General features: G+C 63.5%; 25 protein-coding genes and 1 pseudogene. 3 read left to right on the top strand and 23 right to left on the bottom strand.

The genetic code is table 11. The features are described 5' to 3' along the window. Positions 1–58 precede the first annotated feature (58 nt). Both zipA and smc read right to left on the bottom strand, forming a co-directional pair. Complete coding sequence (gene zipA / locus LRS11_RS15495; RefSeq protein WP_260493811.1) at positions 59–871, bottom strand: cell division protein ZipA; 813 nt, start codon at positions 869–871, stop codon at positions 59–61. Positions 872–1,053: 182 nt separating this feature from the next. After that, the gene (smc, locus tag LRS11_RS15490) at positions 1,054–4,542 is read right to left on the bottom strand and encodes a chromosome segregation protein SMC (RefSeq protein ID WP_260493810.1); all 3,489 of its coding nucleotides are present in this window, start codon (positions 4,540–4,542) and stop codon (positions 1,054–1,056) included. Positions 4,543–4,794: 252 nt separating this feature from the next. Here smc and LRS11_RS15485 point away from each other — a divergent pair, with 252 nt between their 5' ends. Next, a complete protein-coding gene (locus LRS11_RS15485; protein WP_260493809.1) occupies positions 4,795–5,412 on the top strand; it encodes a hypothetical protein in 618 nt (205 codons plus the stop codon). A 3-nt stretch (positions 5,413–5,415) separates the two neighbouring features. Here LRS11_RS15485 and LRS11_RS15480 read toward each other — a convergent pair whose 3' ends face one another. From LRS11_RS15480 to ccmA, 10 genes are read right to left on the bottom strand one after another with little or no spacing between them, the layout of a single operon-like run. Beyond that, the gene (locus tag LRS11_RS15480) at positions 5,416–5,745 is read right to left on the bottom strand and encodes a hypothetical protein (protein WP_260493808.1); all 330 of its coding nucleotides are present in this window, start codon (positions 5,743–5,745) and stop codon (positions 5,416–5,418) included. Then, complete coding sequence (gene ccmI, locus LRS11_RS15475) at positions 5,742–6,947, bottom strand: c-type cytochrome biogenesis protein CcmI (protein ID WP_260493807.1); 1,206 nt, start codon at positions 6,945–6,947, stop codon at positions 5,742–5,744. The genes LRS11_RS15480 and ccmI overlap by 4 nt, the downstream gene beginning before the upstream one ends. Next, positions 6,944–7,426 carry a cytochrome c-type biogenesis protein gene (locus LRS11_RS15470; protein WP_260493806.1) on the bottom strand — a complete coding sequence of 161 codons (483 nt, stop codon included), beginning with the start codon at positions 7,424–7,426 and terminating at the stop codon, positions 6,944–6,946. The genes ccmI and LRS11_RS15470 overlap by 4 nt, the downstream gene beginning before the upstream one ends. Further along, the gene (locus LRS11_RS15465; protein WP_260493805.1) at positions 7,423–7,956 is read right to left on the bottom strand and encodes a DsbE family thiol:disulfide interchange protein; all 534 of its coding nucleotides are present in this window, start codon (positions 7,954–7,956) and stop codon (positions 7,423–7,425) included. The genes LRS11_RS15470 and LRS11_RS15465 overlap by 4 nt, the downstream gene beginning before the upstream one ends. Further along, positions 7,953–9,926, bottom strand: coding sequence for a heme lyase CcmF/NrfE family subunit (locus LRS11_RS15460; RefSeq protein ID WP_260496932.1), 1,974 nt, complete (start codon positions 9,924–9,926; stop codon positions 7,953–7,955). The genes LRS11_RS15465 and LRS11_RS15460 overlap by 4 nt, the downstream gene beginning before the upstream one ends. A gap of 17 nt (positions 9,927–9,943) precedes the next feature. Continuing rightward, the gene (ccmE, locus tag LRS11_RS15455) at positions 9,944–10,396 is read right to left on the bottom strand and encodes a cytochrome c maturation protein CcmE (RefSeq protein ID WP_260493804.1); all 453 of its coding nucleotides are present in this window, start codon (positions 10,394–10,396) and stop codon (positions 9,944–9,946) included. Beyond that, positions 10,393–10,569: a heme exporter protein CcmD gene (ccmD, locus tag LRS11_RS15450; RefSeq protein WP_260493803.1), complete on the bottom strand. Its 177-nt coding sequence runs from the start codon at positions 10,567–10,569 to the stop codon at positions 10,393–10,395. Before ccmD ends, ccmE begins: the two co-directional genes overlap by 4 nt. After that, positions 10,566–11,321: a heme ABC transporter permease gene (locus LRS11_RS15445; RefSeq protein ID WP_260493802.1), complete on the bottom strand. Its 756-nt coding sequence runs from the start codon at positions 11,319–11,321 to the stop codon at positions 10,566–10,568. Before LRS11_RS15445 ends, ccmD begins: the two co-directional genes overlap by 4 nt. 19 nt (positions 11,322–11,340) lie before the next feature. Continuing rightward, positions 11,341–12,012 carry a heme exporter protein CcmB gene (gene ccmB, locus LRS11_RS15440; protein WP_260493801.1) on the bottom strand — a complete coding sequence of 224 codons (672 nt, stop codon included), beginning with the start codon at positions 12,010–12,012 and terminating at the stop codon, positions 11,341–11,343. Continuing rightward, entirely contained in the window at positions 12,009–12,659 is a 651-nt protein-coding gene (gene ccmA, locus LRS11_RS15435; RefSeq protein WP_260493800.1) for a cytochrome c biogenesis heme-transporting ATPase CcmA, read from the bottom strand. Before ccmA ends, ccmB begins: the two co-directional genes overlap by 4 nt. Positions 12,660–12,794: 135 nt before the next feature. On the opposite strand from ccmA, the gene LRS11_RS15430 reads away from it, so the two are divergent. Then, entirely contained in the window at positions 12,795–14,360 is a 1,566-nt protein-coding gene (locus tag LRS11_RS15430; RefSeq protein WP_260493799.1) for a flagellar hook-length control protein FliK, read from the top strand. Further along, positions 14,357–14,683 (top strand): EscU/YscU/HrcU family type III secretion system export apparatus switch protein, encoded by a 327-nt coding sequence (locus LRS11_RS15425; protein WP_173206009.1) that lies wholly within the window; start codon positions 14,357–14,359, stop codon positions 14,681–14,683. Before LRS11_RS15430 ends, LRS11_RS15425 begins: the two co-directional genes overlap by 4 nt. On the opposite strand, the gene LRS11_RS15420 is transcribed toward LRS11_RS15425, so the two are convergent. From LRS11_RS15420 to LRS11_RS15370, 11 genes and pseudogenes are all read right to left on the bottom strand, one after another. Next, entirely contained in the window at positions 14,664–15,104 is a 441-nt protein-coding gene (locus LRS11_RS15420; protein ID WP_260493798.1) for a rhodanese-like domain-containing protein, read from the bottom strand. The two genes, LRS11_RS15425 and LRS11_RS15420, sit on opposite strands and share 20 nt — an antisense overlap. A 371-nt stretch (positions 15,105–15,475) precedes the next feature. Continuing rightward, on the bottom strand, positions 15,476–15,880 hold the full coding sequence (locus tag LRS11_RS15415; RefSeq protein ID WP_182833672.1) for a DUF2802 domain-containing protein: 405 nt from the start codon (positions 15,878–15,880) through the stop codon (positions 15,476–15,478). Between the two features lie 3 nt (positions 15,881–15,883). Beyond that, on the bottom strand, positions 15,884–16,363 hold the full coding sequence (locus LRS11_RS15410; protein WP_173206002.1) for a chemotaxis protein CheW: 480 nt from the start codon (positions 16,361–16,363) through the stop codon (positions 15,884–15,886). Between the two features lie 95 nt (positions 16,364–16,458). Then, the gene (locus tag LRS11_RS15405) at positions 16,459–17,295 is read right to left on the bottom strand and encodes a CheW domain-containing protein (protein ID WP_260493797.1); all 837 of its coding nucleotides are present in this window, start codon (positions 17,293–17,295) and stop codon (positions 16,459–16,461) included. Positions 17,296–17,382: 87 nt separating this feature from the next. Then, the gene (locus LRS11_RS15400; RefSeq protein ID WP_260493796.1) at positions 17,383–18,171 is read right to left on the bottom strand and encodes a ParA family protein; all 789 of its coding nucleotides are present in this window, start codon (positions 18,169–18,171) and stop codon (positions 17,383–17,385) included. Between the two features lie 52 nt (positions 18,172–18,223). Further along, positions 18,224–19,102, bottom strand: a complete 879-nt coding sequence (gene motD, locus LRS11_RS15395; protein WP_260493795.1) for a flagellar motor protein MotD — start codon at positions 19,100–19,102, stop codon at positions 18,224–18,226. 18 nt (positions 19,103–19,120) lie between these two features. Continuing rightward, positions 19,121–19,860: pseudogene (locus tag LRS11_RS15390) on the bottom strand (flagellar motor protein). Then, positions 19,860–20,984: a chemotaxis response regulator protein-glutamate methylesterase gene (locus tag LRS11_RS15385; protein WP_260493794.1), complete on the bottom strand. Its 1,125-nt coding sequence runs from the start codon at positions 20,982–20,984 to the stop codon at positions 19,860–19,862. The pseudogene LRS11_RS15390 and the gene LRS11_RS15385 overlap by 1 nt, the downstream one beginning before the upstream one ends. Positions 20,985–21,024: 40 nt before the next feature. After that, positions 21,025–23,229: a chemotaxis protein CheA gene (locus LRS11_RS15380; protein WP_260493793.1), complete on the bottom strand. Its 2,205-nt coding sequence runs from the start codon at positions 23,227–23,229 to the stop codon at positions 21,025–21,027. 29 nt (positions 23,230–23,258) lie between these two features. After that, on the bottom strand, positions 23,259–24,044 hold the full coding sequence (locus tag LRS11_RS15375) for a protein phosphatase CheZ (RefSeq protein WP_260493792.1): 786 nt from the start codon (positions 24,042–24,044) through the stop codon (positions 23,259–23,261). Between the two features lie 19 nt (positions 24,045–24,063). Continuing rightward, a complete protein-coding gene (locus LRS11_RS15370) occupies positions 24,064–24,438 on the bottom strand; it encodes a chemotaxis response regulator CheY (protein ID WP_090254048.1) in 375 nt (124 codons plus the stop codon). Between the last annotated feature and the right edge of the window lie 10 nt (positions 24,439–24,448).

Below are 24,448 nucleotides of genomic sequence, written 5' to 3'. Positions count from 1 at the left end.
GGTGATCTCTCAAACGAAAAGAGCAGCCGGGGCTGCTCTTTCTCTGTAACGGCGGCGATTAACGCTTGTGGGTCAGCTTCTTGCGCTCGAACTCGGCGATGCGCTGACGGTAATGCTCGATGGTCTGCGCGGTCATCACACTACGCTGGTCATCCTTCAGCTCGCCGTTCAGCTCATGGGACAGCTTGCGTGCGGCAGCCACCATCACGTCGAAGGCCTGCTTCGGATGACGCGGCCCCGGCAAGCCGAGGAAGAAGCTAACGCCACGGGTGCTGAACAGCTCGATATCGTCCAGGTCGAAGGTGCCCGGCTTGACCGCGTTGGCCATGGAGAACAGCACTTCGCCATTGCCGGCCATGCTTTCGTGACGGTGGAAGATGTCCATCTCGCCGAAACGCAGGCCGCTTTCCAGGATGTTCTGCAGCAGCGCCGGGCCATTGAAGACTTCGCCTTCGCGGGCCACCACGTTGATCACCAGCACTTCCTCGACCGGCAGAGCCTCCTTCGGCGTACCCAGTACCGGCTCAGGGCCGTCATCGACTGGATTGAGCAGGGTCGGCACCGGCTCTTCGGTGTCGAGGTTGAGGTCGCCCTGTTGCGGTTCGATATTGCGCCGGCGATTCAGCTCGGTGGCGCTCATCGACGGCATGTCTTCTTCGCTGAGGCCCGGCTCGCGCTTGCGATCGAGGATGCGCGGCGGGCTGAGCAGATCCGGATCGGAGTCATCGTCCGGCAGATTGCTGAAACTGTGGTCGAGCTTGAACTTCAGTTTGCCCTTGCCGCCACGCATGCGGCGCCAGCCGTCGAAGAGAATGCCGGCAATGACGATGATGCCGATGACGATCAGCCATTCGCGCAGACCGATTTCCATGAAGTTTTCGAGCCCCTGAACCAGTAATTATGATGATGAAGAAAGGGCTTCCTGCCCCCTGAAAAACGCAGACAACTGTATGTTCTTACAGGTATTTTCCGCGTGTAACAAAATTGAGGCCTAAGCTAGCACGACGAACGGTAAATGTGCACCGTTAGCAGGCAATCTTGACCATATCACCCCTAGGCTTCCACCAGCGACAGCGCCTCCTCCACGTCCACCGCCACCAGGCGCGAGCATCCCGGCTCGTGCATGGTAACCCCCATCAGTTGATCGGCCATTTCCATGGCGATCTTGTTGTGGGTGATATAGATGAATTGCACCGTTGCCGACATTTCCTTGACCAGCCGTGCATAGCGGCCGACGTTGGCATCGTCCAGCGGCGCATCCACTTCGTCGAGCATGCAGAACGGCGCCGGGTTGAGCTTGAAGATGGCAAACACCAAGGCCAGCGCGGTCAGCGCCTTCTCCCCGCCGGAAAGCAGGTGGATGGTGCTGTTCTTCTTTCCGGGCGGGCGCGCCATGATCGCCACGCCGGTATCCAGCAGATCTTCGCCGGTCAGCTCCAAATAAGCGTGACCACCGCCGAACACCTTGGGGAACAGCGCCTGCAGGCCGGAGTTGATCTGGTCGAAGGTTTCCTTGAAGCGGTTGCGGGTTTCCTTGTCGATCTTGCGGATGACGTTTTCCAGGGTATCCAGGGCCTCGACCAGGTCGGCGTTCTGCGCATCCAGGTAACGTTTGCGCTCGGACTGCTGCTGGTATTCGTCGATGGCCGCCAGGTTGATCGGCCCCAGGCGCTGGATCCGCGCAGCCAGGCGCTCCAGCTCCTCTTCCCAGGCCTTCTCGCTGGCCTCGCTCGGCAAAGTGGCCAGCACGCCGTGCAGGTCGTAGCCGTCTTCCAGTAACTGATCGTGCAACGCTTTGCGCCGCACACTGAGCTCCTGCCAGCCCATGCGCTGCTGCTCCAGCTGGCTGCGCAGCAATTGCGCCTGCTGCTCGGCCTGGGTGCGGCGCTTCTCGGCGTCACGCAGTTCGCGATCGGCGTCTTCCAGGGCCAGACGCGCCAGCTTGAGTTCGTCTTCCACGCCCATGCGCTTGTCGAGCAGCTCTTCCAGCTTGATACGCAGCTCTTCCAGGGGCGCCTCGCCCTCCTCCAGATTGAGGCTGAGCTGCTCACGGCGCTCGATGGCGCGCTCGAATTGCAGCTCCAGGCGCTCCAGGGCCTGACGAGTGGACTCGTGCTGGGCCTTGATTGAGCCCAGGCGCACGGCCAATTGATGGGCGTGATCCTTGTGCTGGCGGGCTTCCTGACGCACCCGGTCGAGGCGCTCGCGCAACTGGTCGCGCCTGGCCAGCAGTTGCTCGCGCTGCTCGGTGTCGACGGCCATGGCATCTAGGGCGTCCTGCAGAATCAGGCGTGACTCGCCCAGTTGCTCCTGCTCCAGCTCGCGCTGCTCGGCCAGCTCCGCCAGCTCGCCGTCCAGACGACGACGGCGTAGGGTCAGCTGTTCGGCCTTGGCCTGACCGGCGGACAGCTGTGCCTTCAGCTCGCCCTGACGGCGGGCCTGCTCCTGCACCAGACGGCGCTGTTGCTCACGCGCTTCTTCCTGCTGGCGCTGACTGGCCTGCAGCTGCTGCAGGCGCTCTTCCAGATCGGCCAGCGCCGCTTCCCGCTCTTCGCGCTCCAGGCCGAGGCGCTCCAGCTCCTGACCACGGGCCAGCACACCACTCTCGGCGGCACTGGCGCGGCGCACACGCAGGAAGTGCCGACCGACCCAGTAACCGTCGCGACTGATCAGGCTTTCGCCTTCGCCCAGCTGACTGCGCCGGGCCAGAGCCTCGTCGAGGGTCTCGACCGGGCGGACCTGACCCAGCCAGGGCGCCAGGTCGAAGCCGGCCTCGACCTTGTCCAGCAGGCTGCCGGCCACGCGCGCGCCGCCAGCTTGCGGGTTAACCAGGCGCAGCTCGCCCTGGTCGAAGCCGGCCAGGTCGAGGCCAGTGAAATCATCCAGCAGTACCGCCTGCAGGTCGGAACCGAGCACAGTTTCCACTGCCAGCTCCCAGCCGGCCTCCACGCGCAGGCCTTCGGCCAGACGGGGGCGATTGTTCAGCTGCTGCTCGCGCAGCCATTCGGCGGCGCCCTTGCCCGGATTCAGCGCAGCCTGCTGCAGGGCTTCCAGCGACACGATGCGGCCATTCAGGCGCTGCAGTTCGCCCTGGGCCTGCTGCTGGGCCTGGCTGGCTTGTTGCAGCTCGCCGCGCAGCTGTTCGAGGCGCTCGACCAGGCTGTCTTCGGCGGCATGCAGCTCTTCCAGGTTCAGCTCGCTGGCGGCCAGCTGCTCGGAGAGTTCGAGAATCGCCGCGTCTTCCGGGTCGGCGGCCAGCTGCGCCAGCTCCTCGGCCAGCCGGCGCTGGCGTTCGCTCAGGCGCTCCAAGCTCTGCTCCAGCTGTTGCAGGCGCGACTGCTGCACTTCGGCCTGGCGCTGCGGCTCGGCACTGCGCTGGTTGAAGCCTTCCCACTGCTCCTGCCAGCCGTGCATGGCGCTTTCCGCCTCTTCCAGACTGGCGGCGGATTCTTCGGCGGCAGCGGCGGTCAGCTCCTGCTCGGGTTCGAGCATGGCCAGCTCTTCACCCAGAGTGGCCAGCAGGGTGCGGTCGTGGCCCAGGTGCGATTCGGTTTCCAGGCGTGCGCGTTCGGCCTCGTTGAGGTCGTCCTGCAACTGGCGCAAACGCTGCTGGCCATGCTGGATGCTCTGCTCGACGCGGGCGATATCGCCACCCACCGAGTAGAAGCGCCCCTGCACCTGGTTGAAACGCTCGGACAGCTCGTGGTGGCCGTCACGCAGGCGCTCGATGCTGGCGTCGGCATTGCGCTGCTCGGCCACCAGCGCTTCGAACGCCACTTCCTGATCGCCGATCACTCGCTCGCGGTTGCCGACCTGTTCATTCAGCGCCTGCCAGCGCAGGGCCGACAGCTGGGCCTTGAGCTGGCGCTCCTCGGCCTTGTATTCCTGGTATTTCTCGGCGGCCTGGGCCTGGCGGTGCAGGCGTTCCAGCTGGCGCTCCAGCTCATCCCGCAGGTCGGTCAGGCGCGCCAGGTTCTCGTGGGTGCGGCGGATGCGGCTCTCGGTCTCGCGGCGGCGCTCCTTGTACTTGGAGATGCCGGCGGCTTCCTCGATGAAATTGCGCAGGTCCTCGGGCTTGGCCTCGATCAGCTTGGAGATCATGCCCTGTTCGATGATCGAGTAGCTGCGCGGGCCCAGGCCGGTGCCGAGGAAGATATCGGTGATATCGCGGCGGCGACACTTCACGCCGTTGAGGAAATAGGTGTTCTGCGAATCGCGGGTCACCCGGCGACGGATGGAAATCTCGGCCCAGGCCGCATACTCGCCGCCCAAGCCGCCGTCGGAGTTGTCGAAGATCAGCTCGATGCTGGCCTGGCTCACCGGCTTGCGCGTATTGGAGCCGTTGAAGATGACGTCGGTCATCGACTCGCCGCGAAGGTTCTTCGCCGAACTCTCGCCCATCACCCAGCGTACGGCGTCAATAATATTGGACTTGCCGCAACCGTTGGGGCCGACCACCGCCGCCATGTTGCTCGGGAAAGTCACCGTAGTCGGATCGACGAAGGACTTGAAGCCGGCCAGCTTGATGCACTTCAGGCGCATGCCATGACCTCCACCGGAGCAAAACCGGGAGACTGCAGAGCGAGGCTGTCCGCTGCCGTGAAGGTCATGTTTTTCCTTGGATTTCGGGGGTTGCGCGCAAGATCGGCGGAGTTTACCACAGGGTTTTCTCCGACCAAGACTGCCGTTTGCCGGCTATTTGGCTCAGCACCTGGGGCTTGCAGCACCAGCGGCAAACTCCCTAGGCTGCGCTGTAGCGGCAATCCACGACCATCGCCAAGGAGCCACCCACACATGCTCAGTGAAGACCGCTGGCAGACACTCTGGCGCAAGCTCGGAGCAGCAGCGCCGGACGGCAGTTTTAGCGAACTGCAGCAGGCCTACAGCGAGCCCCATCGCCACTACCACAGCAGCGCGCATATTGCGGCCTGCCTGCAACACTTCGACAACTGGCAGCACCTGGGCGAGCAGCCACTGCTGATCGAACTGGCGCTATGGAGCCACGACCTGATTTACGACACCCGGCGCCAGGACAATGAAGCAGCCAGCGCCGAGCGTGCCGGTCAGTGGCTGAGCCAGGCCGGGCTGCCCCAACATGCCGACACCCTGCGCGAACTGATCCTCGCCACCCGCCACCAGCAGCCCGCCGAAACGATCGACGCCGCACTGGTAGTGGATATCGACCTGGCCATTCTGGCGGCGCCGGCCAGCGTCTATGCCGACTATGAACAGGCCGTGCGCCGGGAATATGTATGGGTTCCGGAACCGCTGTTCCGCACAGGACGCAGCCAGCTACTGCGGCATCTGCTGGCAATGCCAGCGCTGTACCAGCACAGGGAACTGGCCGAGCAGTGGGAAGGACGCGCCCGCAACAATCTGCAAGAGGCCCTGCTGGCGCTGCAACAGGTCTGATGTTTATTGCGCGTACTGACGCCCAAGGCCCGCTGGCACAGCGCTGCTGTCGGTTGGCTGCCAAGGGCCATGGGGATTGCTCGCCCAACTCCAGCCATCGGCCCAGCGATAGTAGGTGCGCTCGCGGTAATAGAGATCGCGACTGCCCTTGAGCACGTACACGCCCAGGGCACCATCCCAGTAGCTGTTGCCACCCGGCGGCGGGGCGAAACGGGGATGGTTCTGCGCCTGCTGCGGAGCGCTCTTGGGCACAGACGGCGCGATGCCGCCGAGACTGCAACCGCCGAGCAGGATCAGCAACGCCAACGGTAAATGGCGCCCCAGATGGCTCATTTGCGCTGGTCCGCACTATCGATCAGCAACTGCTGAGGATCGCGACTGCTACTGGCAATCGGCTGACTGTTGCCGATCCACTCGCCGGCCGTGGCATTGCCGGCCCGCGAAATCCGCGCCACCAGCTGCACTTGGGCGAAGCTGGAGATCTTCAGCTGTTCCATCATCGCATCGCGGTCGCTCAGCTCGACGTCCGCCGGCAGCTCGGCCACCGTCAGGCGCTTGACGGCCAGCGGCATCGGCGGGCCGGACACCGCACGGGCGAAGACAAACACCGTGTCACCCGGCTGCACCTTGGCCTGCAGCGCCGGAGCCAGTTCGACGCGCACCTTGAGCAGCGGCATCGACTTGGTCAGGGTATCGCCCGCCGGCGCGGGCTGCCCCGCCGCCTGCAAGCGCTCGCGAGCCCGCTCGATGCCGCCCTGGATCGACTGGCGGGAAGGGTCTTCCGCCGGCATCAGCGCCACCAGGCGCTGCCAGTAGTCGATGGCTTCGGCGAAGCGCTCATCCTCGAACGCCGCAATCCCCAGCAGGCCGAGGCTGGTCGCTTCCTGCGGATCCGCCTTGAGCGCTTCGTCGGTCAGCGCCTGGATCTGCTGCGACCACTGTTTCTGATTGGCGAAGTACAGGGCCTGGGCCCACTGCCCGAGCAGTTCCGGCGCGCGCCCGGCAATGCCGACCGCCTGCTCGTAGGCGGCAGCAGCTTCGCCGGCACGCTCCTGGGCCATGTAGATGCGACCGAGGAAATACCAGGATTCGGCCGATTTGGGATCGTCCTGCACCGCGCGCTCCAGCTTGGCGGTCATCACGCCGATGCCCGGCTGGCTTGGGTTTTCCAGCTCGGCCAGCTGCTGGCTGGCGCCCCAGTGCATGTACAGGCCCAAGCCGGCGAAGGGCACCAGCAGGGCGGCAATCAGCGGCAGCGCCTTGCCCAGGCGGGAGACGCGTTCGCCAGCCGTGTCTTCGGTATCGGCCAGCAGCTCGCGGGCGGCCTCGGCCTGGCCGGCTTGCAACTGCTCGGCAGTCAGCACGCCAGCGGCCTGCTGGCCTTGCAGCTCGGCCAGGCGCTCCTGATACAGAGCGACGTTCAGCGCGGTACGGTCTTCTTCGGTCTGCGCCTTGCGCCCACGCAGTACGGGAATCAGCAGAAAAGCCAGGGCGACCAGCAACAGCAGGCCGGCAGCGAGCCAGAATTCGATCATTTGGGGTCCTGGGAGTTTTGCTTGAGCAGCGCACTCAGGCGCTGGTTTTCACTGGCCGACAGGGCAACCTGTGCCGGATTGTTCTCCACCTTGCGCCGGCGCAGCACCAGCACGCCGAGCCCCAGGGCGCCGAGGCCGAGCAAGGCGAACGGGCCGTACCAGAGCAGATAGGTGCGGGTATCTACCGGCGGCTTGTAGAGCACGAAGTCGCCGTAGCGCAGCACCAGGAAGTCGACGATCTCGGCGTTGCTCTTGCCCTCCTCCAGCATGCGGAAGATTTCCCGGCGCAGGTCGGTGGCAATCGGCGCATTGGAGTCGGCGATGTTCTGGTTCTGGCACTTGGGGCAGCGCAGCTCCGCGGTGAGCGTACGGAAACGCTCACGTTCGGCTTCGTCCTTGAACTGGTAGGTGTCGATGGCAGCCCGGCTCATGCCAACCAGGCTCAGGCCGAGCAGACAGGCAATCAGCAGACGCTTCACGGCTTCTCCTCCAGCAGGGCCTGGTAGCGCGGCGCCAGCTCCTCGCGCCAGACTTTCTCGTCGATTGCGCCGACGTACTTGTGGCGGATGATGCCCTGGGCGTCGATCAGGAAGGTTTCCGGAGCGCCGTAAACACCCAGGTTGATGCCCAGCGATCCCTGCGGGTCGGCCACGTTGACCTGATAGGGGTCGAGGTAATCCTGCAGCCACTGGCGCGCGGCCGCACCGTCATCCTTGTAGTTGACCCCGTGGATCACCACACCAGCCTTGGCCAGGCGATTGAGCATCTGGTGTTCGGCCTTGCAGGTCGGGCACCAGGTGGCCCAGACGTTGACCAGTGCCGGACCCTTGAGGTCCTTCTCGCTGATCAGGCGCTGCTCGTTCTTCAGGTCCGGCAGGCTGAAAGCCGGCAGCGGTTTGTCGATCAGCGCCGAAGGCAGCTCCTGCGGATTGAGGAACAGGCCGCGGTAGAGAAAGACCGAAACACCGAGGAACAACAGCAGCGGCAACAGCAGGATCAACCGCTTCATGCTGCTACTCCATTCAGGCCGAGGGCATCGCGCACGCGGGTTTTGACCTTGACCCGGTAGCGCGGATCGAAGGCCGCCAGCAGGCCGCCCAGGCCCATCATCAGGCCACCGAACCAGATCCAGCGCACGTAGGGCTTGATGTGCACGCGCACCGCCCAGGCACCGTCTTCCAGCGGTTCACCGAGCGCCACATAGAGATCGCGGGTGAAGCCGGCGTCGATACCGGCCTCGGTCATCGGCATGTTCTGTACGGTGTACAGACGCTTTTCCGGGTGCAACAGGGCAACTTCCTCGCCGTCTTCCAGCACGCGAATGGTGCCTTTGTCCGAGCTGAAGTTGGGGCCTTCGAAGTGCTGCGCGCCCTCGAAGACGAAACGGTAGCCGCCCAGTTCCAGCGACTCACCAGGCGCCAGGCGCAGGTCGCGCTCGGCGCTACCCTGGCTGACCAGCACCACGCCGATGGCGCACACGGCGATACCCAGATGCGCCAGCTGCATGCCCCAATAGCTGCTGTTGAGACTCAGGATGCCCTTGAACAGGCCCTTGTGCCGGGTCTTGTCGAGCAGATCGCGCACGCCGGCCAGCAGCACCCAGGCCGCCAGCATGAACACCGCCAGCACGGCCCAGCTGAAGTCACCGAACAGCCAGGTGGCCAGGCCACCCAGCGCAGCGCTACCGAGCAGCACCGGCGCAAGCATGCCGAGTAGCCAGCGCACCGGCGTGTCCTTCCAGCGCACCAGCACACCGATCGCCATCACCAGCATCAGCAGGGCCATCAGCGGCACGAACAGCGCGTTGAAGTAAGGCGGGCCGACCGACAGCTTGGCGCCGCTCAGAGCATCCAGCACCAACGGGTAGAGAGTGCCGAGCAGGATCATCGACGCGGCCACCACCAGCACCAGGTTATTGGCCAACAGCAGGGTCTCGCGTGACCACAGGGCAAAGCCGACCTGGCTCTTGACCACCGGCGCACGCACGGCGAACAGGGTCAGCGAACCGCCGATGACGATCAGCAGGAACGCCAAGATGAACACGCCGCGCTCCGGATCGGTGGCGAAGGCGTGCACCGAGGTCAGCACACCGGAGCGTACGAGGAAGGTGCCGAGCAGGCTCAGGGAGAAGGCGGCAATGGCCAGCAGCACGGTCCAGCTCTTGAACACGCCGCGCTTCTCGGTCACTGCGAGGGAGTGGATCAGCGCCGTGCCGACCAGCCAGGGCATGAAGGAGGCATTCTCCACCGGGTCCCAGAACCACCAGCCGCCCCAGCCGAGTTCGTAATAGGCCCACCAGGAGCCCAGGGCGATACCGATGCCGAGGAAGGCCCAGGCGATGATGGTCCACGGCCGCGACCAGCGCGCCCAGGCCGCATCCAACTTGCCGCCCAGCAGCGCAGCGATGGCGAAGGCGAAGGCCACGGAGAAGCCGACATAGCCCATGTACAGCATCGGCGGATGGACGATCAGACCGATGTCCTGCAACAGCGGGTTGAGGTCGCGGCCGTCCTGCGGCATATCCGGCAGCAGGCGCTCGAAGGGGTTGGAGGTGAGGATCAGGAACAGCAGGAAACCGATGCTGATCATGCCCATCACCGCCAGCACGCGGGCCAGCATCACCTCAGGCAGTTGGCGGGAGAAGATCGACACGGCGAAGGTCCAGCCGCCGAGGATCAGCGCCCACAGCAGCAGTGAACCTTCGTGGGCACCCCACACGGCACTGAACTTGTAGTACCAGGGCAAGGCGCTGTTGGAGTTGCTGGCCACGTAGGCGACGGAGAAGTCGTCGACCATGAACGACCAGGTCAGACAGGCAAAGGCAAACAGCAGGAAGGCGAACTGCCCCCAGGCGGCCGGCTGCGCCAGGCTCATCCACTGGCGATCACCGCGCCAGGCGCCGATCAGCGGCAGGCTGGCCTGCACCAGGGTCAGGCACAGGGCGAGGATCAGCGCCAGATGGCCAAGTTCGGGCACCATCAGATTCAGGTTCATGCTCAGCCCTCGCTCTTGCCAGGTTGCAGCTGACCGCTGTCTTGCAGCGCCTTGGTCACTTCCGGCGGCATGTAGTTCTCGTCGTGCTTGGCCAGCACTTCATCGGCAATCAAAACGCCGTCGGTATTCAGCTTGCCCAGGGCGACAATGCCCTGCCCTTCGCGGAACAGGTCCGGGAGGATGCCGCGATAGCGGATGGTGACGTTCTTGGCGAAGTCGGTAACCACGAACTCGACATCCAGCGAATCGCCGCTGCGCTTCAGCGAACCCTCGGCCACCATGCCGCCGGCACGGATACGGGTATCGGCCGGGGCCTCGCCATTGGCGATCTGCGTCGGCGTATAGAACAGGTTGATGTTCTCCTTGAGCGCCGACAGGGCCAGCGCCACGGCGATGGACACACCGACCAGGATGGCGAGGACGATATACAGGCGTTTCTTGCGGACCGCGTTCACTGTTGGTTCTCCCGGCGCAAACGGCGCGCCTCGTCTTGCAGGTAACGGCGCCGGGCCAGAATCGGCAGAGCGACATTGAGAGCCAGCACGGCCAGGCTGATGCCATAGGCCGACCATACATAGGGGCCATGGATACCCATGGCGATGAACTCGGCGAAGGAAGAAAAACTCATGCTCGCCCCTCCACCAGACGGGTCACTTCAGCCTTGACCCAACTGCTGCGGCTCTCACGCTTGAGCACTTCCAGGCGCATGCGCAGCAACAGCACCGCACCGAAGAAGCAGTAGAAACCCAATACCGAGATCAGCAGCGGCAGCCACATTTCCGCATTCATGCTGGCCTTGCCGGTGACCTTGAAGGTGGCCGGCTGGTGCAGGGTGTTCCACCACTCCACCGACTTCTGGATGATCGGGATATTCACCGCACCGACCAGCGCCAGCACCGCGCAGGCCTTGGCCGCGCTGTCACGGTTGCTGATCGCGCTACCCAGGGCGATCACGCCGAAGTAGAGGAAAAGCAGGATCAGCATCGAGGTCAGGCGTGCATCCCAGATCCAGTAAGTACCCCAGGTCGGCTTGCCCCAGATGGCGCCGGTCACCAGGGCGATGAAACAGAGCCAGGCACCGATCGGCGCGGCCTGCTGCAAGGCTACATCGGCCAGCTTCATCTTCCAGATCAGGCCCACGGCACCGGCCACCGCCATCAGCAGGTAGCAGGACTGGGCGAGGAAAGCCGCCGGCACATGGATATAAATGATTCGGTAGCTATTGCCCTGGTACTTCTCCGGTGGCGCAAAAGCCAGCCCCCAGAGCAGGCCAACCACTAGCAGAACCACAGCGGCAGCGGCCAGCCAAGGCAGCCAGCGCCCGCTCATCTCGTAGAACCACTTGGGCGAGCCCCATTTGTGAAACCAGGTCCAGTTCATCTTCACGGCAACTCTGTAGTTATTCGCCAACGCTGATCTTCAGGCCGGCGGCAATTGCAAAGGGTGTCAGGGTGACCGCCAGGGCAGTCAGGCTGGCCAGCCACAACAGGTGACCGGCTGCCGGCAATCCTTGCAGGGCCGCCTGCAACGCCCCGCTGCCGAGAATCAGCACCGGGATGTACAGCGGCAGAATCAACAGCGCCAGGAGCAGACCGCCGCGCTTGAGACCAACGGTCAGCGCCGCACCCACCGCGCCGAGCAGGCTGAGCACCGGCGTACCGAGCAACAACGCCAGCAGCAGCACCGGCACGCAGCGCGACGGCAAGCCCAGCATCAGCGCCAGCAGCGGCGACAGGATGACCAGCGCTAATCCAGAGAAAGCCCAGTGTGCCAGCACCTTGGCCAACACCAGAAGAGGCAGGGGGTGCGACGAAAGGACCCACTGTTCCAAAGAACCATCTTCGAAATCGCTGCGAAACAGACCATCCAGCGAGAGCAGCACGGCCAGCAGCGCCGCGACCCAGACCAGCCCCGGCGACAGCGTCTGCAGCAGCTTGGACTCCGGCCCTACGGCCAACGGAAACAGGGCGATGACGATGGCGAAAAACACCAAAGGATTAGCCAGCTCCGCCGGACGACGGAACAGCAGGCGCGCCTCGCGGGCGACCAACTGCAGGAACACACTGCTCATGCGGCCGGCCTCCCAAGCTCAAGTTCGCGGTAGCCGGAGGGCTTCTCGACGAGCGTGTGGTGAGTGGTCAGCACGACGATGCCGCCCTGCTCGCAGTGCCGGGCCAGATGGCTCTCCAACTGGGCCACACCCTGTTTGTCGAGGGCGGTGAAGGGTTCATCGAGAATCCACAGCGGCGGTGCATCGAGGTACAGGCGGGCCAGGGCCACGCGGCGCTGCTGGCCGGCCGATAGCGTGTGACAGGGTACGTCTTCGAAGCCGCGCAGGCCGACCGCGGCCAGCGCCTGCCAGATCGCCTCGCGCTCGGCCGGGCAATGCAGGGCGCACAGCCAGGCCAGGTTTTCTTCGGCAGTCAGTAGGCCTTTGATCCCCGCCGCGTGGCCGATCCACACCAGGCTGCGGCCCAGTTCACCGTGTTGCCGCGCCAGGGCTTTGCCATTGAGCAGCACCACGCCCGCCGTGGGCTGCATCAGACCGGCCAGCAAACGCAGCAGGCTGGTCTTGCCGCTACCATTGGGCCCGCTGACCTGCAGCAGGGTGCCGCCGGACAGGTGCAGGTCCAACCCCTCGAAGAGCAGGCGCCAATCCCGCTCGCAGGCAAGGGCTTGGGCTTCTAGATGCAGGCTGGTCAAGGCATGGCTACCCATCAGGGGTTCAAGTCGGCAATATTCAGGCCGCTATACTGACGCAAGATAACTGCACAGCCGGCCCGAACGGGGCGGCATTATACATGCCGGGCTCCGCCCTCGAAGCCGGCTTTTTCGACAGGGTGTAACCCGGCAATGGCAGAAATCACCAGCCCTCGCCCACTTCCGCCAACACCGCCGCCAACGCGCCCGGCGCAGCCTGCTGCCGACCTGGCAGTCAAGCTGCTGCAGCCCCTGGAAGGCCTGCTGGCAGCCGGGCAGACGGCCAAAGCCGAGGTGGTGGCGCTCAAGGAAGTCACGCAAAGCTTTCAACTGGTGCTCAAGCTGACCCTGGACAACGGCAAGCAGACCACGGTGGAAGCCAGCAGCTCGCGCCCCTTGAGCCAAGGCACGGCTTTGGCAGTCACCGCCCTGTCGGATACTCGCCTGCTGCTGGCCCTGCAAACCGGCAACAGCAAGGTGCTGACCAGCCTGGATCTGCAGGAACTGCCCATCGGCACCCTGCTGCAAGGCAAGGTCGAAGCCCGCGAACAGCTGGTGCAGGCCAAGGCCCAGCAGGTCGTCTACAAGATACTGGTCAGTTTGCTCAACACACCGCTGGCCGGCAGCAAACTCAGTATAGAAACCCCGCTTCCCCTGCCCATCGGCAGCCTGCTGACGGCCCAGGTCCAGGGCAGCCAGGCACTCAATTTCCTGCCGCTGAGCGGTCGCCTCGATCAGTTGGTACTGGGTCAACAACTGGCCACCCAGCAGGGGCGCCAGGGCTCCTTAGAGGGCCTATTCAAAGGCCTGCAGGGCTTGCAGGGCCTGAGCCAGCAAAGCGCCCTGCCGGAAAACCTGCGTGCCAGCGTCGACAAGCTGCTCGGCCAGCTGCCAGAGGCCGGCCAGCTGAGCACGCCCAAGGGCTTGGCCCAGGCCCTGGAAAACAGCGGTGTGTTCCTCGAAGCGAAACTACTGGGCGGCCAAACCAGCAACCTGCCGCAGGACCTCAAGGCCAACCTGCTGCGCCTGGTCGCGCAACTGCTGCCCAATCTGCCAACGGCCCCGGCACTGCCAGGCACGCTCGGCGCCATCAGCACCGCTACGGCATTGGCTCAGGCACTGCCGGCGTTGGTGCGCAACGCCCTGGGCAGCCTCGGCCAGGCCAATTTGCGCCAGCAAGGGCTGAGCTTCCCCCTGCCCTCGCGCCTGCTGCAGTCGATGGAAGGCGAGGCCGACCTAGAAGCCCTGCTGAAGCTGGCCGCCGCCGCTGTATCACGCCTGCAGACCCATCAACTGTCGAGCCTGGCGCAGAGCCAGGTAACGGCCGAAGGCAACCTGCTGACCACCTGGCAGCTGGAGCTGCCGATGCGCAATCAGCAGGAGATCGTGCCGCTGCAGATCAAGCTGCAGCGTGAAGAGCAGAACAACGCCAGCAAGAAGGAGCAGAAGGAGGTGCTCTGGCGGGTCGACCTGGCCTTCGACCTGGCGCCACTGGGGCCGCTGCAGGTCCAGGCGCAGTTGATCCGCGGCAGCCTGTCGAGCCAGCTCTGGGCCGAGCGCTCGAATACCGCCGAGCTGATCGACCACGAGCTGGGCCATCTGCGCGAGCGCCTGCTCGCCGCAGGTCTGGAGGTCGGCGAACTGGCCTGTCGCCAGGGCATGCCACCGCAAGGGCCGAAGACCCATGTGGAACAACGCTGGGTGGATGAAACCGCATGAAGCAGAAAGCCCCGCGCCAGGCCATAGCCCTTTCCTATGACGGCAGCAGCGCGCCCAGCCTGACCGCCAAGGGTGACGACGAGCTGGCCGAAGCCATCCTGGCCATCGCCCGCGAGTACGAAGTGCCGATCTACGAGAATGCCGAACTGGTACGCCTGCTGGCGCGCATGGAGCTGGGCGACGCGATTCCCGAGCCGCTCTATCGCAGCATCGCCGAAATCATCGCCTTCGCCTGGTATCTCAAGGGCAAGTGCCCGCCCGGTTTCGACGAGGAACGCGACGTCACCCCGCCACTACCGCTGCTCAGCGCCCCTCAAGAATAAGCGCGAGCATCTCGTTCTCACTGCCCTTGCCCAGCGGGAAGTCCAGCAACTGCCAGGCAAAATAGCCGGAGCGGAAGTAGTACACCTGCTGGAAGCCCCAGCCTACGGCGCGCTGGGCCGCTTCCGCGCTGTGCGGGCAGACCTCGCTGTCGCAGTACAGCACGATCGGCATGCTGCGCGGCCAGGCCGGCTCGGCCAGATCGGCGAAACGGCCATTCAGATCCAGATGCAAGGCGCCGTGCACATGCCCCCACGCCCACTCGCGCGCGGGTCGCACATCGATGAACAGCACACCGAATTCATACAGCTGGCGGGCCTGGATGGCATTCACCGTGGTCGCTCCCTTGACCTCCAGCGGCGCCTCGGCGGCTTCCACGCGCCAGACCAGCAACAGACATAACAACAGCAGACTGCAACGCATGGCAGACCTCCACGGGAAGGCAAGACCTGAGTTTCAGCTTAGGTGGACGGCCGTCGGCGGCTTGGAACCATTCGCGCAGGCTGGCGAAGGGTTAAGAGCAGGAGGGAGTAAGAACCTGTTTACGAGCTTCTGGATTAGAGCCAGACAAGGCGCAACGACCAGAGGGAGTAACAGCCGCAGGCTGGCCCGAAGGGTGAGCGTCAGCGAATCAAATGGCCGAGGAAGCGGAGTTTACGAGTTGTAAATGAGCATGACTCGTTTCACTCGCCCTTCGGGTCGCGCTAAAGCGCGTTAGCGGCAAGCCGCTTTCCGAGGTCATTTTTAACGCAGGATGGCCGACAGCCAGGAGATCGTAAACAGGTTCTAAGAATTCAGGAGCGCTGTTTCTGCGCCAGCTGCAGCTTGCTGACCAGCTCGGCTTCGGCCTTGGTCAGGCCGCAGGAATGGGTCAGGTCATCGACACTGGCGCCCATGCCGGCCAGGCGTGCAGCCTGGGTGAAGGACAGGCTGGAAGGATCGCGCTGCTCCATCTGGTTGAGCTTGTCCGGCAGCGGCGCCACCACCCGGCGCAGTTCATGCAGCTCTTCGCCCATGCGGATACTACCGGTCAGGTAGGTATCGAGGCGCCGGCTCAGCTCGCGCAGGCGCTGGTCACGCACGGTGTCGCGCTCACTCTGCAGCTGTGCCTGCTGGCGCAGGGTCATCACCAGCCAAAGGCAGGTACCTGCGAGCAGTACACAGAACAGGCCAAGCACGGCCACCGCGATCTCCAGCATGGGTCAGAAACTCTCCAGCTCGGACCATTCTTCTTCGGACATCATCTTGTCCAGTTCGACCAGGATCAGCAGCTCGCCGTTCTTGTTGCAGACGCCCTGGATGAACTTGGCGGACTCGTCGTTGCCCACGTTCGGCGCGGTCTCGACCTCGGACTGACGCAGGTAGACCACTTCCGCCACGCTGTCGACGAGGATGCCAACCACTTGTTTGTCCGCCTCGATAATCACGATGCGGGTGTTATCGGTAACTTCCGCCGAGTCGAGGCCAAAGCGCTGGCGGGTGTCGATGACTGTCACCACATTGCCACGCAGGTTGATGATGCCCAGCACATAGGCAGGAGCACCCGGAACCGGGGCGATTTCGGTGTAGCGCAACACTTCCTGGACCTGCATCACGTTGATGCCGTAGGTCTCGTTATCCAGGCGGAAGGTTACCCACTGCAGGATGGGATCTTCAGTACCTTGCGCAGACGTTTTCTTCATTTCCCTAGCCTCGTCTAGAACCGCATTGGGCGGCATACGCGGGTGCACCCCGCTGTCATTACTATAGAGCCCCGCGCCAGGCGGGGCCGAGCAAATTAATGGCGCTTGGTGGCTGCCTGCTTGCGCGTCGCACCACTGGCGATCAACTCGGCCAGGGCGGACACATCCAGCAGCGCGCACATGTGTTCGATCACCGTACCGGCCAACCAGGGTCGCTGGCTGCGGTGGCTGCGCCACTTGATTTCGTCCGGCACCAGGCGGATGGAACGGCTGACCTGATGCACCGCCAACCCCCACTCATAGCCTTCGACCGAAATCACGTACTGCAGGCCATCGCGGAAGTCGTCACGGTAGCGTTCGGGCATGACCCAGCGCGCCGTATCCAGCACCTTCAGATTGCCAGCCTGGCTGGGCAATATGCCGAGAAACCAGTCGGGCTGGCCGAACAAGGGAGTCAGCTCGGCATTGGCCAGCGGGTAGATGGTCCCCAGGCACACCAGCGGCACAGCCAGGGTGAGGCCGGCGACATCGAACAGCAGGCACTCGAAAGAGTCCTCGGCCCAGCTTGGCCGGCCATCGACGCTGAACTTGGCCGGCTCGACCGGAGGTTGCAGTTCCTGCTGCTCGACCCGCGCCTCGACCACCGGCGCAACAGGTTCAATTACCGGCACGCTGACGGTAGGCGGCAACTCGATCGTAGGCAGGACCAGGGGCCGCGCTTCCGCCAGCGCCAGCGGCCGCTCGATGGCAGCGGCAAGCACTGGATGCGGCGTCAGGCGCGCATCACGCACCTGTTCCTCGATAACCGCCGCTTCGAATTCGTCCAGAGTGATGCTCTGTTCCAGCTCGGCAGCCGCTTCCTGCAGCAAGGCATCCAGATAGGACTGCAAGGCCTGCTGAGGGCGGGTGGCGGTGGCAACAGTACGACTCATGACGGACTTCCACAAAAAAGGGTTCTACAACCTATCGGCCGGCCTACTGCATCACTTGAACCGATACCCTCAGCATAGGCCAGCATTTCAGGCTACCTGGGTTGCTGGTGATGCCGCCAGCAGATGCTTGAGCAAGGCCCGGTAGGCAATCACGCCACGGCTGTTGCCATCGAACTGTGAAGGGGTCTGCCCGGCACGGCTGGCGTCGCGCAAGCGCGTATCAACCGGCACGTAAGCCTGCCACAGATGCTCCGGATAGGAATTGCGCAGCACCCGCAGGGTATTCAGCGAGGCCTGGGTACGACGGTCGAACAGAGTCGGCACGATGGTGTAGGGCAAGGCCTGCTTGCGCGAGCGGTTGATCATGGCCAGGGTACTGACCATGCGCTCCAGGCCTTTTACCGCGAGGAATTCGGTCTGTACCGGAATCACCAGCTGCTGGCTGGCTGCCAGCGCGTTGACCATCAGCACGCCGAGCAACGGCGGGCTGTCGATGATCGCGTGGTCGAACTGGTTCCATAACTGCGCCAGGCTCTTGGCAATCACCAGACCCAGGCCACTCTGCCCCGGCGATTGGCGCTCGAGCGTGGCCAGCGCGGTACTGGAGGGCAGCAGTGAAATACGCTCATTGCTGGTCGGCAGCAACAGGCGCGCCGGCAAGCCTTCAGGCACAGCGCCCTGGTGCTGGAACAGGTCGAAACAGCTGTGCTCCAGGCTGTCCGGGTCATGCCCGAAATAGCTGGTCATCGAACCATGCGGATCGAGGTCGACTATCACCACGCGCTTGCCGGCATCGGCCAGCAGGCCGGCCAGAGCGATGGATGTGGTGGTCTTGCCGACCCCACCTTTTTGATTGGCTACTGCCCAGACTTTCATCTTCATCGTCCTCCCGGCACGGCCATTACCTTACCGAGAACTGATTGTCGCCTCATGGCGCAGGCGTCGGAATATTGGCGGAATCCCCAGCAGGGACCGCTAGCGGTGTCACCGGTGCAGGTTGCGTGCCAGCCCGTTGCAGCGCCGCATCGGGCTTGGCATTGGCACTGCCTGTTCCACTGATACTGCGCCTTACCTCCAGATTACGCGAGATCACCAGCACCACACGGCGGTTACGCGCGCGCCCGTCCGCGGTGGCGTTGTCCGCCACCGGCTGGAATTCCCCATACCCCACCGCAGCCAGGCGCCCCGGATCAACCCCATCCATCGCCAGCATGCGCACGATGCTGGCCGCACGCGCTGTCGACAGTTCCCAGTTGCTGGGGTACTCAGCCGTACTGATCGGCAGATTGTCGGTAAAGCCTTCGACATGGATCGGGTTCTCGTAAGGCGCGAGGATCTTCGCCACCTTGTCGATCAAGGTGAAGGCCAGCTCGTTCGGCACCGCATCGCCGCTAGGGAACAGCAGGCTGGAGTTCAGCTCGATCTCGATCCATAGCTCGTTGCCGCGCACGGTCAGCTGCTCGGCATTGATCAGGTCACCGAAGGCTTCACGCACGTTGCTGGCAATCTCTTGCAGCGGATCTTTCGCCTGCGGCGATGAACTGTTCGGGTTGTCCTCGACCATCGTGTGATCGGGCTCCGTGGTGCGCGGTTTCTCTTCGCCGATGGGAATTGGCTTGATCGCCCGTTCCGGCTCGCTGAACACCCCGACCAGGCTCTGCGAAAGCACCTTGTACTTACCTTCGTTAATCGAAGAAATCGAGTACATCACCACAAAGAAGGCGAACAGCAGGGTGATGAAGTCCGCGTAGGACACCAGCCAGCGCTCGTGATTCTCATGTTCTTCGTGGTTGCGTCGCCGGGCCATGTCGGTCCCCTGCCCCTGTCAGTCCATGAAGCCTTGCAGCTTCAGCTCGATGGAGCGCGGGTTCTCGCCCTCGGCAATGGACAGAATGCCTTCCAGCAGCATCTCGCGATAGCACGACTGGCGGCCGGCAATGGCCTTGAGCTTGTTGCCCACCGGCAACAGCAACAGGTTGGCGAAGGCCACGCCATAGATGGTGGCGACGAAAGCCACGGCAATACCGCTACCCAGCTTGCTCGGGTCGGCCAGGTTGCCCATCACATGGATCAGGCCCATCACCGCACCGATGATGCCGATGGTCGGCGAGTAGCCGCCCATGCTTTCGTAGATCTTGGCGGCCTGGATATCGCGGCCTTCCTGGGTGTACAGGTCGACTTCGAGAATGCTGCGGATGGCCTCAGGCTCGGCGCCATCGACCAGCAGCTGCAGCCCCTTGCGTGCGTAGGGATCATCCTCGGTGTCGGCAATCGGCTCCAACCCGAGCAACCCTTCCTTGCGCGCGGTCATGCTCCAGCCGACAACCTTGCTGATACCACCGGCCAGATCGATCCGCGGGGGAAAAAAATCCAGCGCAAGATGACCAGCGCGCGCTTGAACACACTGACCGGCGCCTGCAGAAACGCCGCACCCAGGGTGCCACCAATCACGATCAGCGCGGCAGGGCCATTGACCAGAGCCCCAAGGTGGCCTCCCTCGAGGTAATTGCCACCGATGATGGCGACAAATGCCAGGATGATCCCAACAAGACTCAGTACATCCATCAGATACAGGCCTCAGCCAGATGCCGGCCAATATCTTCGAGACCGTATACCGCATCCGCCAGGTCAGCTTTGACGATGGCCATCGGCATGCCATAGATCACACAGCTGGCCTCGTCCTGTGCCCACACCTGGCTGCCACTCTGCTTGAGCAGACGAGCACCTTCGCGGCCATCGGCACCCATGCCGGTAAGAACCACGGCCAGCACCTTGTCGTTGTACGACTTGGCGGCCGAGCCGAAGGTAATGTCGACACAGGGTTTGTAGTTCAGACGCTCATCGCCCGGCAGGATGCGCACAGTGCCGCGCGGATCGACCATCATCTGCTTGCCACCGGGCGCCAGCAGAGCCAGACCGGGGCGCAGCACGTCACCATCCTCGGCTTCCTTGACGGAAATCCGGCACAGCTTGTCCAGCCGTTCGGCGAATGCCTTGGTGAAAGCAGCCGGCATGTGCTGGATCAGCACAATGGGCGACGGAAAATTGGCCGGCAGCTGAGTCAACACCCGCTGCAGGGCCACCGGGCCACCGGTAGACGTACCGATGGCCACCAGCTTGTAGGATTTACGCTTTGGGGCGGGCGAGCTTCCCCCGGCAGACGCCGTGGTGCCGGCCGCTGCAGTCGCCACCCGTGCAGCCGGAGCTGCTGCGGGCGCGGCACTTCGGGCGGTCGCGGCAGGCGTAACCGGAGCCGCTGCGGGCGCCGAACTGTAGCCGCTATTACGGCGGTTACTGCGGGCAATCGAATGAACCTTCTCACACAGCAGCGCCTTAACCTTCTCCGGGTTACGCGAGATGTCTTCGAAGTTCTTCGGCAGAAAATCCACCGCGCCGGCATCCAGCGCATCCAGGGTGACCCGGGCGCCTTCGTGGGTCAGCGAGGAGAACATCAATACCGGCGTCGGGCAGCGCTGCATGATGTTCCGTACCGCCGTGATGCCGTCCATCATCGGCATCTCGTAGTCCATGGTGATCACGTCCGGCTTCAATGCCAGCGCCTGATCGATCGCCTCGCGGCCATTGGTCGCGGTACCGACCACCTGGATATTCGGGTCGGCGGAGAGAATTTCCGATACCCGGCGACGGAAGAAGCCGGAATCGTCCACCACCAGGACCTTGACAGCCATAAACACTCCTGAGCGGTTGGCGTTGCCAGACCGCAATCAATCAGATGCGACGTGCGTAGCGCTTGAGCATACTCGGCACGTCGAGGATCAGGGCTATGCGCCCGTCGCCGGTAATGGTCGCGCCGGACATGCCCGGAGTGCCCTGCAACATCTTGCCCAGTGGTTTGATCACCACTTCCTCCTGACCGACCAGTTGATCGACCACGAAGCCGATGCGCTGGCTGCCAACGGTAAGAATCACCACATGACCTTCACGCTGCTCTTCGTAGCTGGCGCCACGCACCAGCCAGCGCTTGAGATAGAACAGCGGCAACGCCTTGTCGCGCACGATCACCACTTCCTGACCGTCCACCACGTTGGTGCGTGACAGGTCGAGGTGGAAGATCTCGTTGACGTTGACCAGCGGGAAGGCAAAAGCCTGATTGCCGAGCATGACCATCAGGGTCGGCATGATCGCCAGGGTCAGCGGCACCTTGATGATGATCTTCGAACCCTGGTCCTTGACCGAGTGCACGTTGATGATGCCGTTGAGCTGGGAAATCTTGGTTTTCACCACGTCCATGCCAACGCCACGCCCGGACACGTCGGAAATCTCGGTTTTGGTCGAGAAGCCCGGGGCGAAGATCAGATTGAAGCACTCGGTCTCGCTCAGGCGATCGGCCGCATCCTTGTCCATCAGGCCCTTTTCCACGGCCTTGGCACGCAGGATTTCCGGATCCATGCCTTTGCCGTCGTCGGAGATCGACAGCAGGATGTGGTCGCCCTCCTGCTCGGCCGACAGCACCACTCGACCACCACGTGCCTTGCCCGAGGCCTCGCGCTCTTCCGGCATTTCGATACCGTGGTCGACTGCGTTGCGTACCAAGTGCACCAGTGGATCGGCCAGCGCCTCGACCAGGTTCTTGTCGAGGTCGGTTTCTTCACCGACCAGTTCCAGGTTGATCTCTTTCTTCAGTTGGCGCGCCAGATCGCGAACCAGCCGCGGGAAACGGCCGAAGACCTTCTTGATCGGCTGCATGCGGGTCTTCATGACCGAGGTCTGCAGATCCGCAGTCACCACATCGAGGTTGGAAACGGCCTTGGACATGGCTTCGTCGCCGCTGTTCAGGCCCAGGCGCACCAGACGGTTACGCACCAGCACCAGCTCACCGACCATGTTCATGATCTCGTCCAGGCGCGCGGTATCCACCCGTACCGTGGTCTCGGCTTCGCTGGCTGCTGCTGGAGCTTTGTCTGCTGCTGCGGCTGGAGGTGGTGGCGCGGCAGCCTTGACCGGCTCGGCCTTAGCCGCAGGTTTGGCGGCCGGCTTGGCGACAGCAGGTTTGGCCGGCGGAGCGGCTTTCACCGCCGCTACAGGAGCGGCAGCCGGCAGCACGGCGGTTTCGTCGAACTTGCCTTTGCCGTGCAACTGATCGAGCAGTGCTTCGAACTCGTCATCGGTGATGTCGTCGCCCGCTGCCGCGCTAGCCGGCGCTTTAGCAACAACGGGAGCCGGCTCTTCCTCAGCGGCTACAAACTTGCCCTTGCCATGCAACTGGTCAAGCAGCGCCTCGAACTCGTCATCGGTGATCTCGTCACCGGCCTTGGCCGGGGCAGCCGCGGCCGCAGTTGGCGCAGCTACGACTGGCTCGGCGAACTTGCCCTTGCCGTGTAGCTGATCGAGCAACGATTCGAATTCGTCATCGGTGATTTCATCACCGGAAGCTGCCGCGGGAGCCGCGCCCTGCTCATCCGGCTCACTGATCGCTTCGAGCAACTGCTCGAACTCGCTATCGGTGATGTCACCGGAGGCAACCTCGGCGGGCGCCTCTTCGGCTTCCAGTTCCGCTTCGGGCTCGGCCACTTCATCCGCGCTTTCCGGGTCGGCCAAGCGCGCCAGCGCCGCCAGCAACTCGGGCGAAGCCGGAGTGACAGCTGAACGCTCGCGCACCTGGCTGAACATCTCGTTGACCGCATCCAGAGCCTGCAGCACCACGTCCATCAGCTCGGCAGTGACTCGCCGTTCACCCTTGCGCAGGATGTCGAAGACGTTTTCCGCGATATGGCAGCACTCCACCAGCTCGTTCAGCTGGAGGAAACCCGCGCCCCCTTTGACCGTGTGAAAACCGCGGAAAATAGCATTGAGCAGGTCCGTATCATCCGGTCGACTTTCCAGCTCGACCAGTTGTTCGGACAGCAACTCAAGAATTTCGCCGGCCTCTACCAGGAAGTCCTGGAGGATTTCTTCATCGGCGTCGAAGCTCATCGGTGCGCTCCAAAGGCTCTGTTAGAGCCTTAAAATCCCAGGCTGGACAGCAGATCATCGACATCGTCCTGATTGGATGCGACGTCCTCACGCTTATCGGCATGAATCTGCGGACCTTCACCCCGGGAAGGCTCTTTTTGTTGTTCTTGCTCGGCGCGTAGCGCCTCGTGGTCATGCTGGATACCAGCAAACCGATCGACATGGCTGGCCATCAACACCAGCTTCAGCAGATTTCCTTCAACCTCGGTGACCAGTTGCGTCACGCGCTTGATCACCTGGCCGGTCAGGTCCTGATAGTCCTGCGCCAGCAAAATGTCGTTCAGGTAACCGGAGAGCTTATGACTGTCGCGCTCGCTGTGGGCGAGGAACAGTTCGATACGTTTGGCCAGCTCACGGAAGGCCTCGGCGCCCAGCTCGCGGCGCATGAACTTGCCCCAGTCGGCGCTGAGGCTCTGCGCCTCGTCACCCAGATCATTGACCAGCGGCGCGCTCTGTTCGACCAGGTCCATGGTGCGATTGGCCGCTTTCTCGGTCATCTGCACCACGTAGGACAGACGCTCGGTAGCGTCGCTGATCTGCGAGATTTCCTGGGCGTGGGGATTACCGGGATCAATCTGGAAATTGACGATGGCGTTGTGCAACTCGCGCGTCAGCCGGCCAACTTCCTGGTACAGACCGCGGTCGCGGGTCTGGTTGAGTTCGTGAATCAGTTGTACGGCTTCGCCAAAACGGCCTTTTTCCAGGCTGTCGACGAGTTGCGTTGCATGCAGCTTCAGGGTCGATTCAAGCTCGCCCAGGGAGTCATCGTGTGCCATAGCGCCCTCGTGGCGAACATCAGCCATTAACCCGCTCGAAGATCTTTTCGATCTTCTCCTTCAGCACCTGAGCCGTGAACGGCTTGACCACGTAGCCATTCACCCCAGCCTGCGCGGCCTCGATGATCTGGTCACGCTTGGCCTCGGCCGTCACCATCAGCACCGGCAGGGTTTTCAGGCGATCGTCGGCACGCACCGCGCGCAACAGGTCGATGCCGGTCATACCGGGCATGTTCCAGTCGGTCACCAGAAAGTCGAAGCTGCCACTCTGCAGCATCGGCAATGCGGTCACACCGTCATCCGCCTCGGCGGTATTGGTAAATCCCAAATCACGCAAGAGGTTCTTGATGATCCGTCGCATCGTCGAGAAGTCATCAACGATGAGGATTTTCATGTTCTTGTCC

Origin of the sequence: Pseudomonas sp. J452 (genome assembly GCF_024666525.1) — a bacterium.
In the GTDB taxonomy this organism is placed as follows: domain Bacteria; phylum Pseudomonadota; class Gammaproteobacteria; order Pseudomonadales; family Pseudomonadaceae; genus Aquipseudomonas.
The sequence above is the reverse complement of the archived record's forward strand: the minus strand, read 5'-3'. Positions and strand labels throughout refer to the sequence as shown.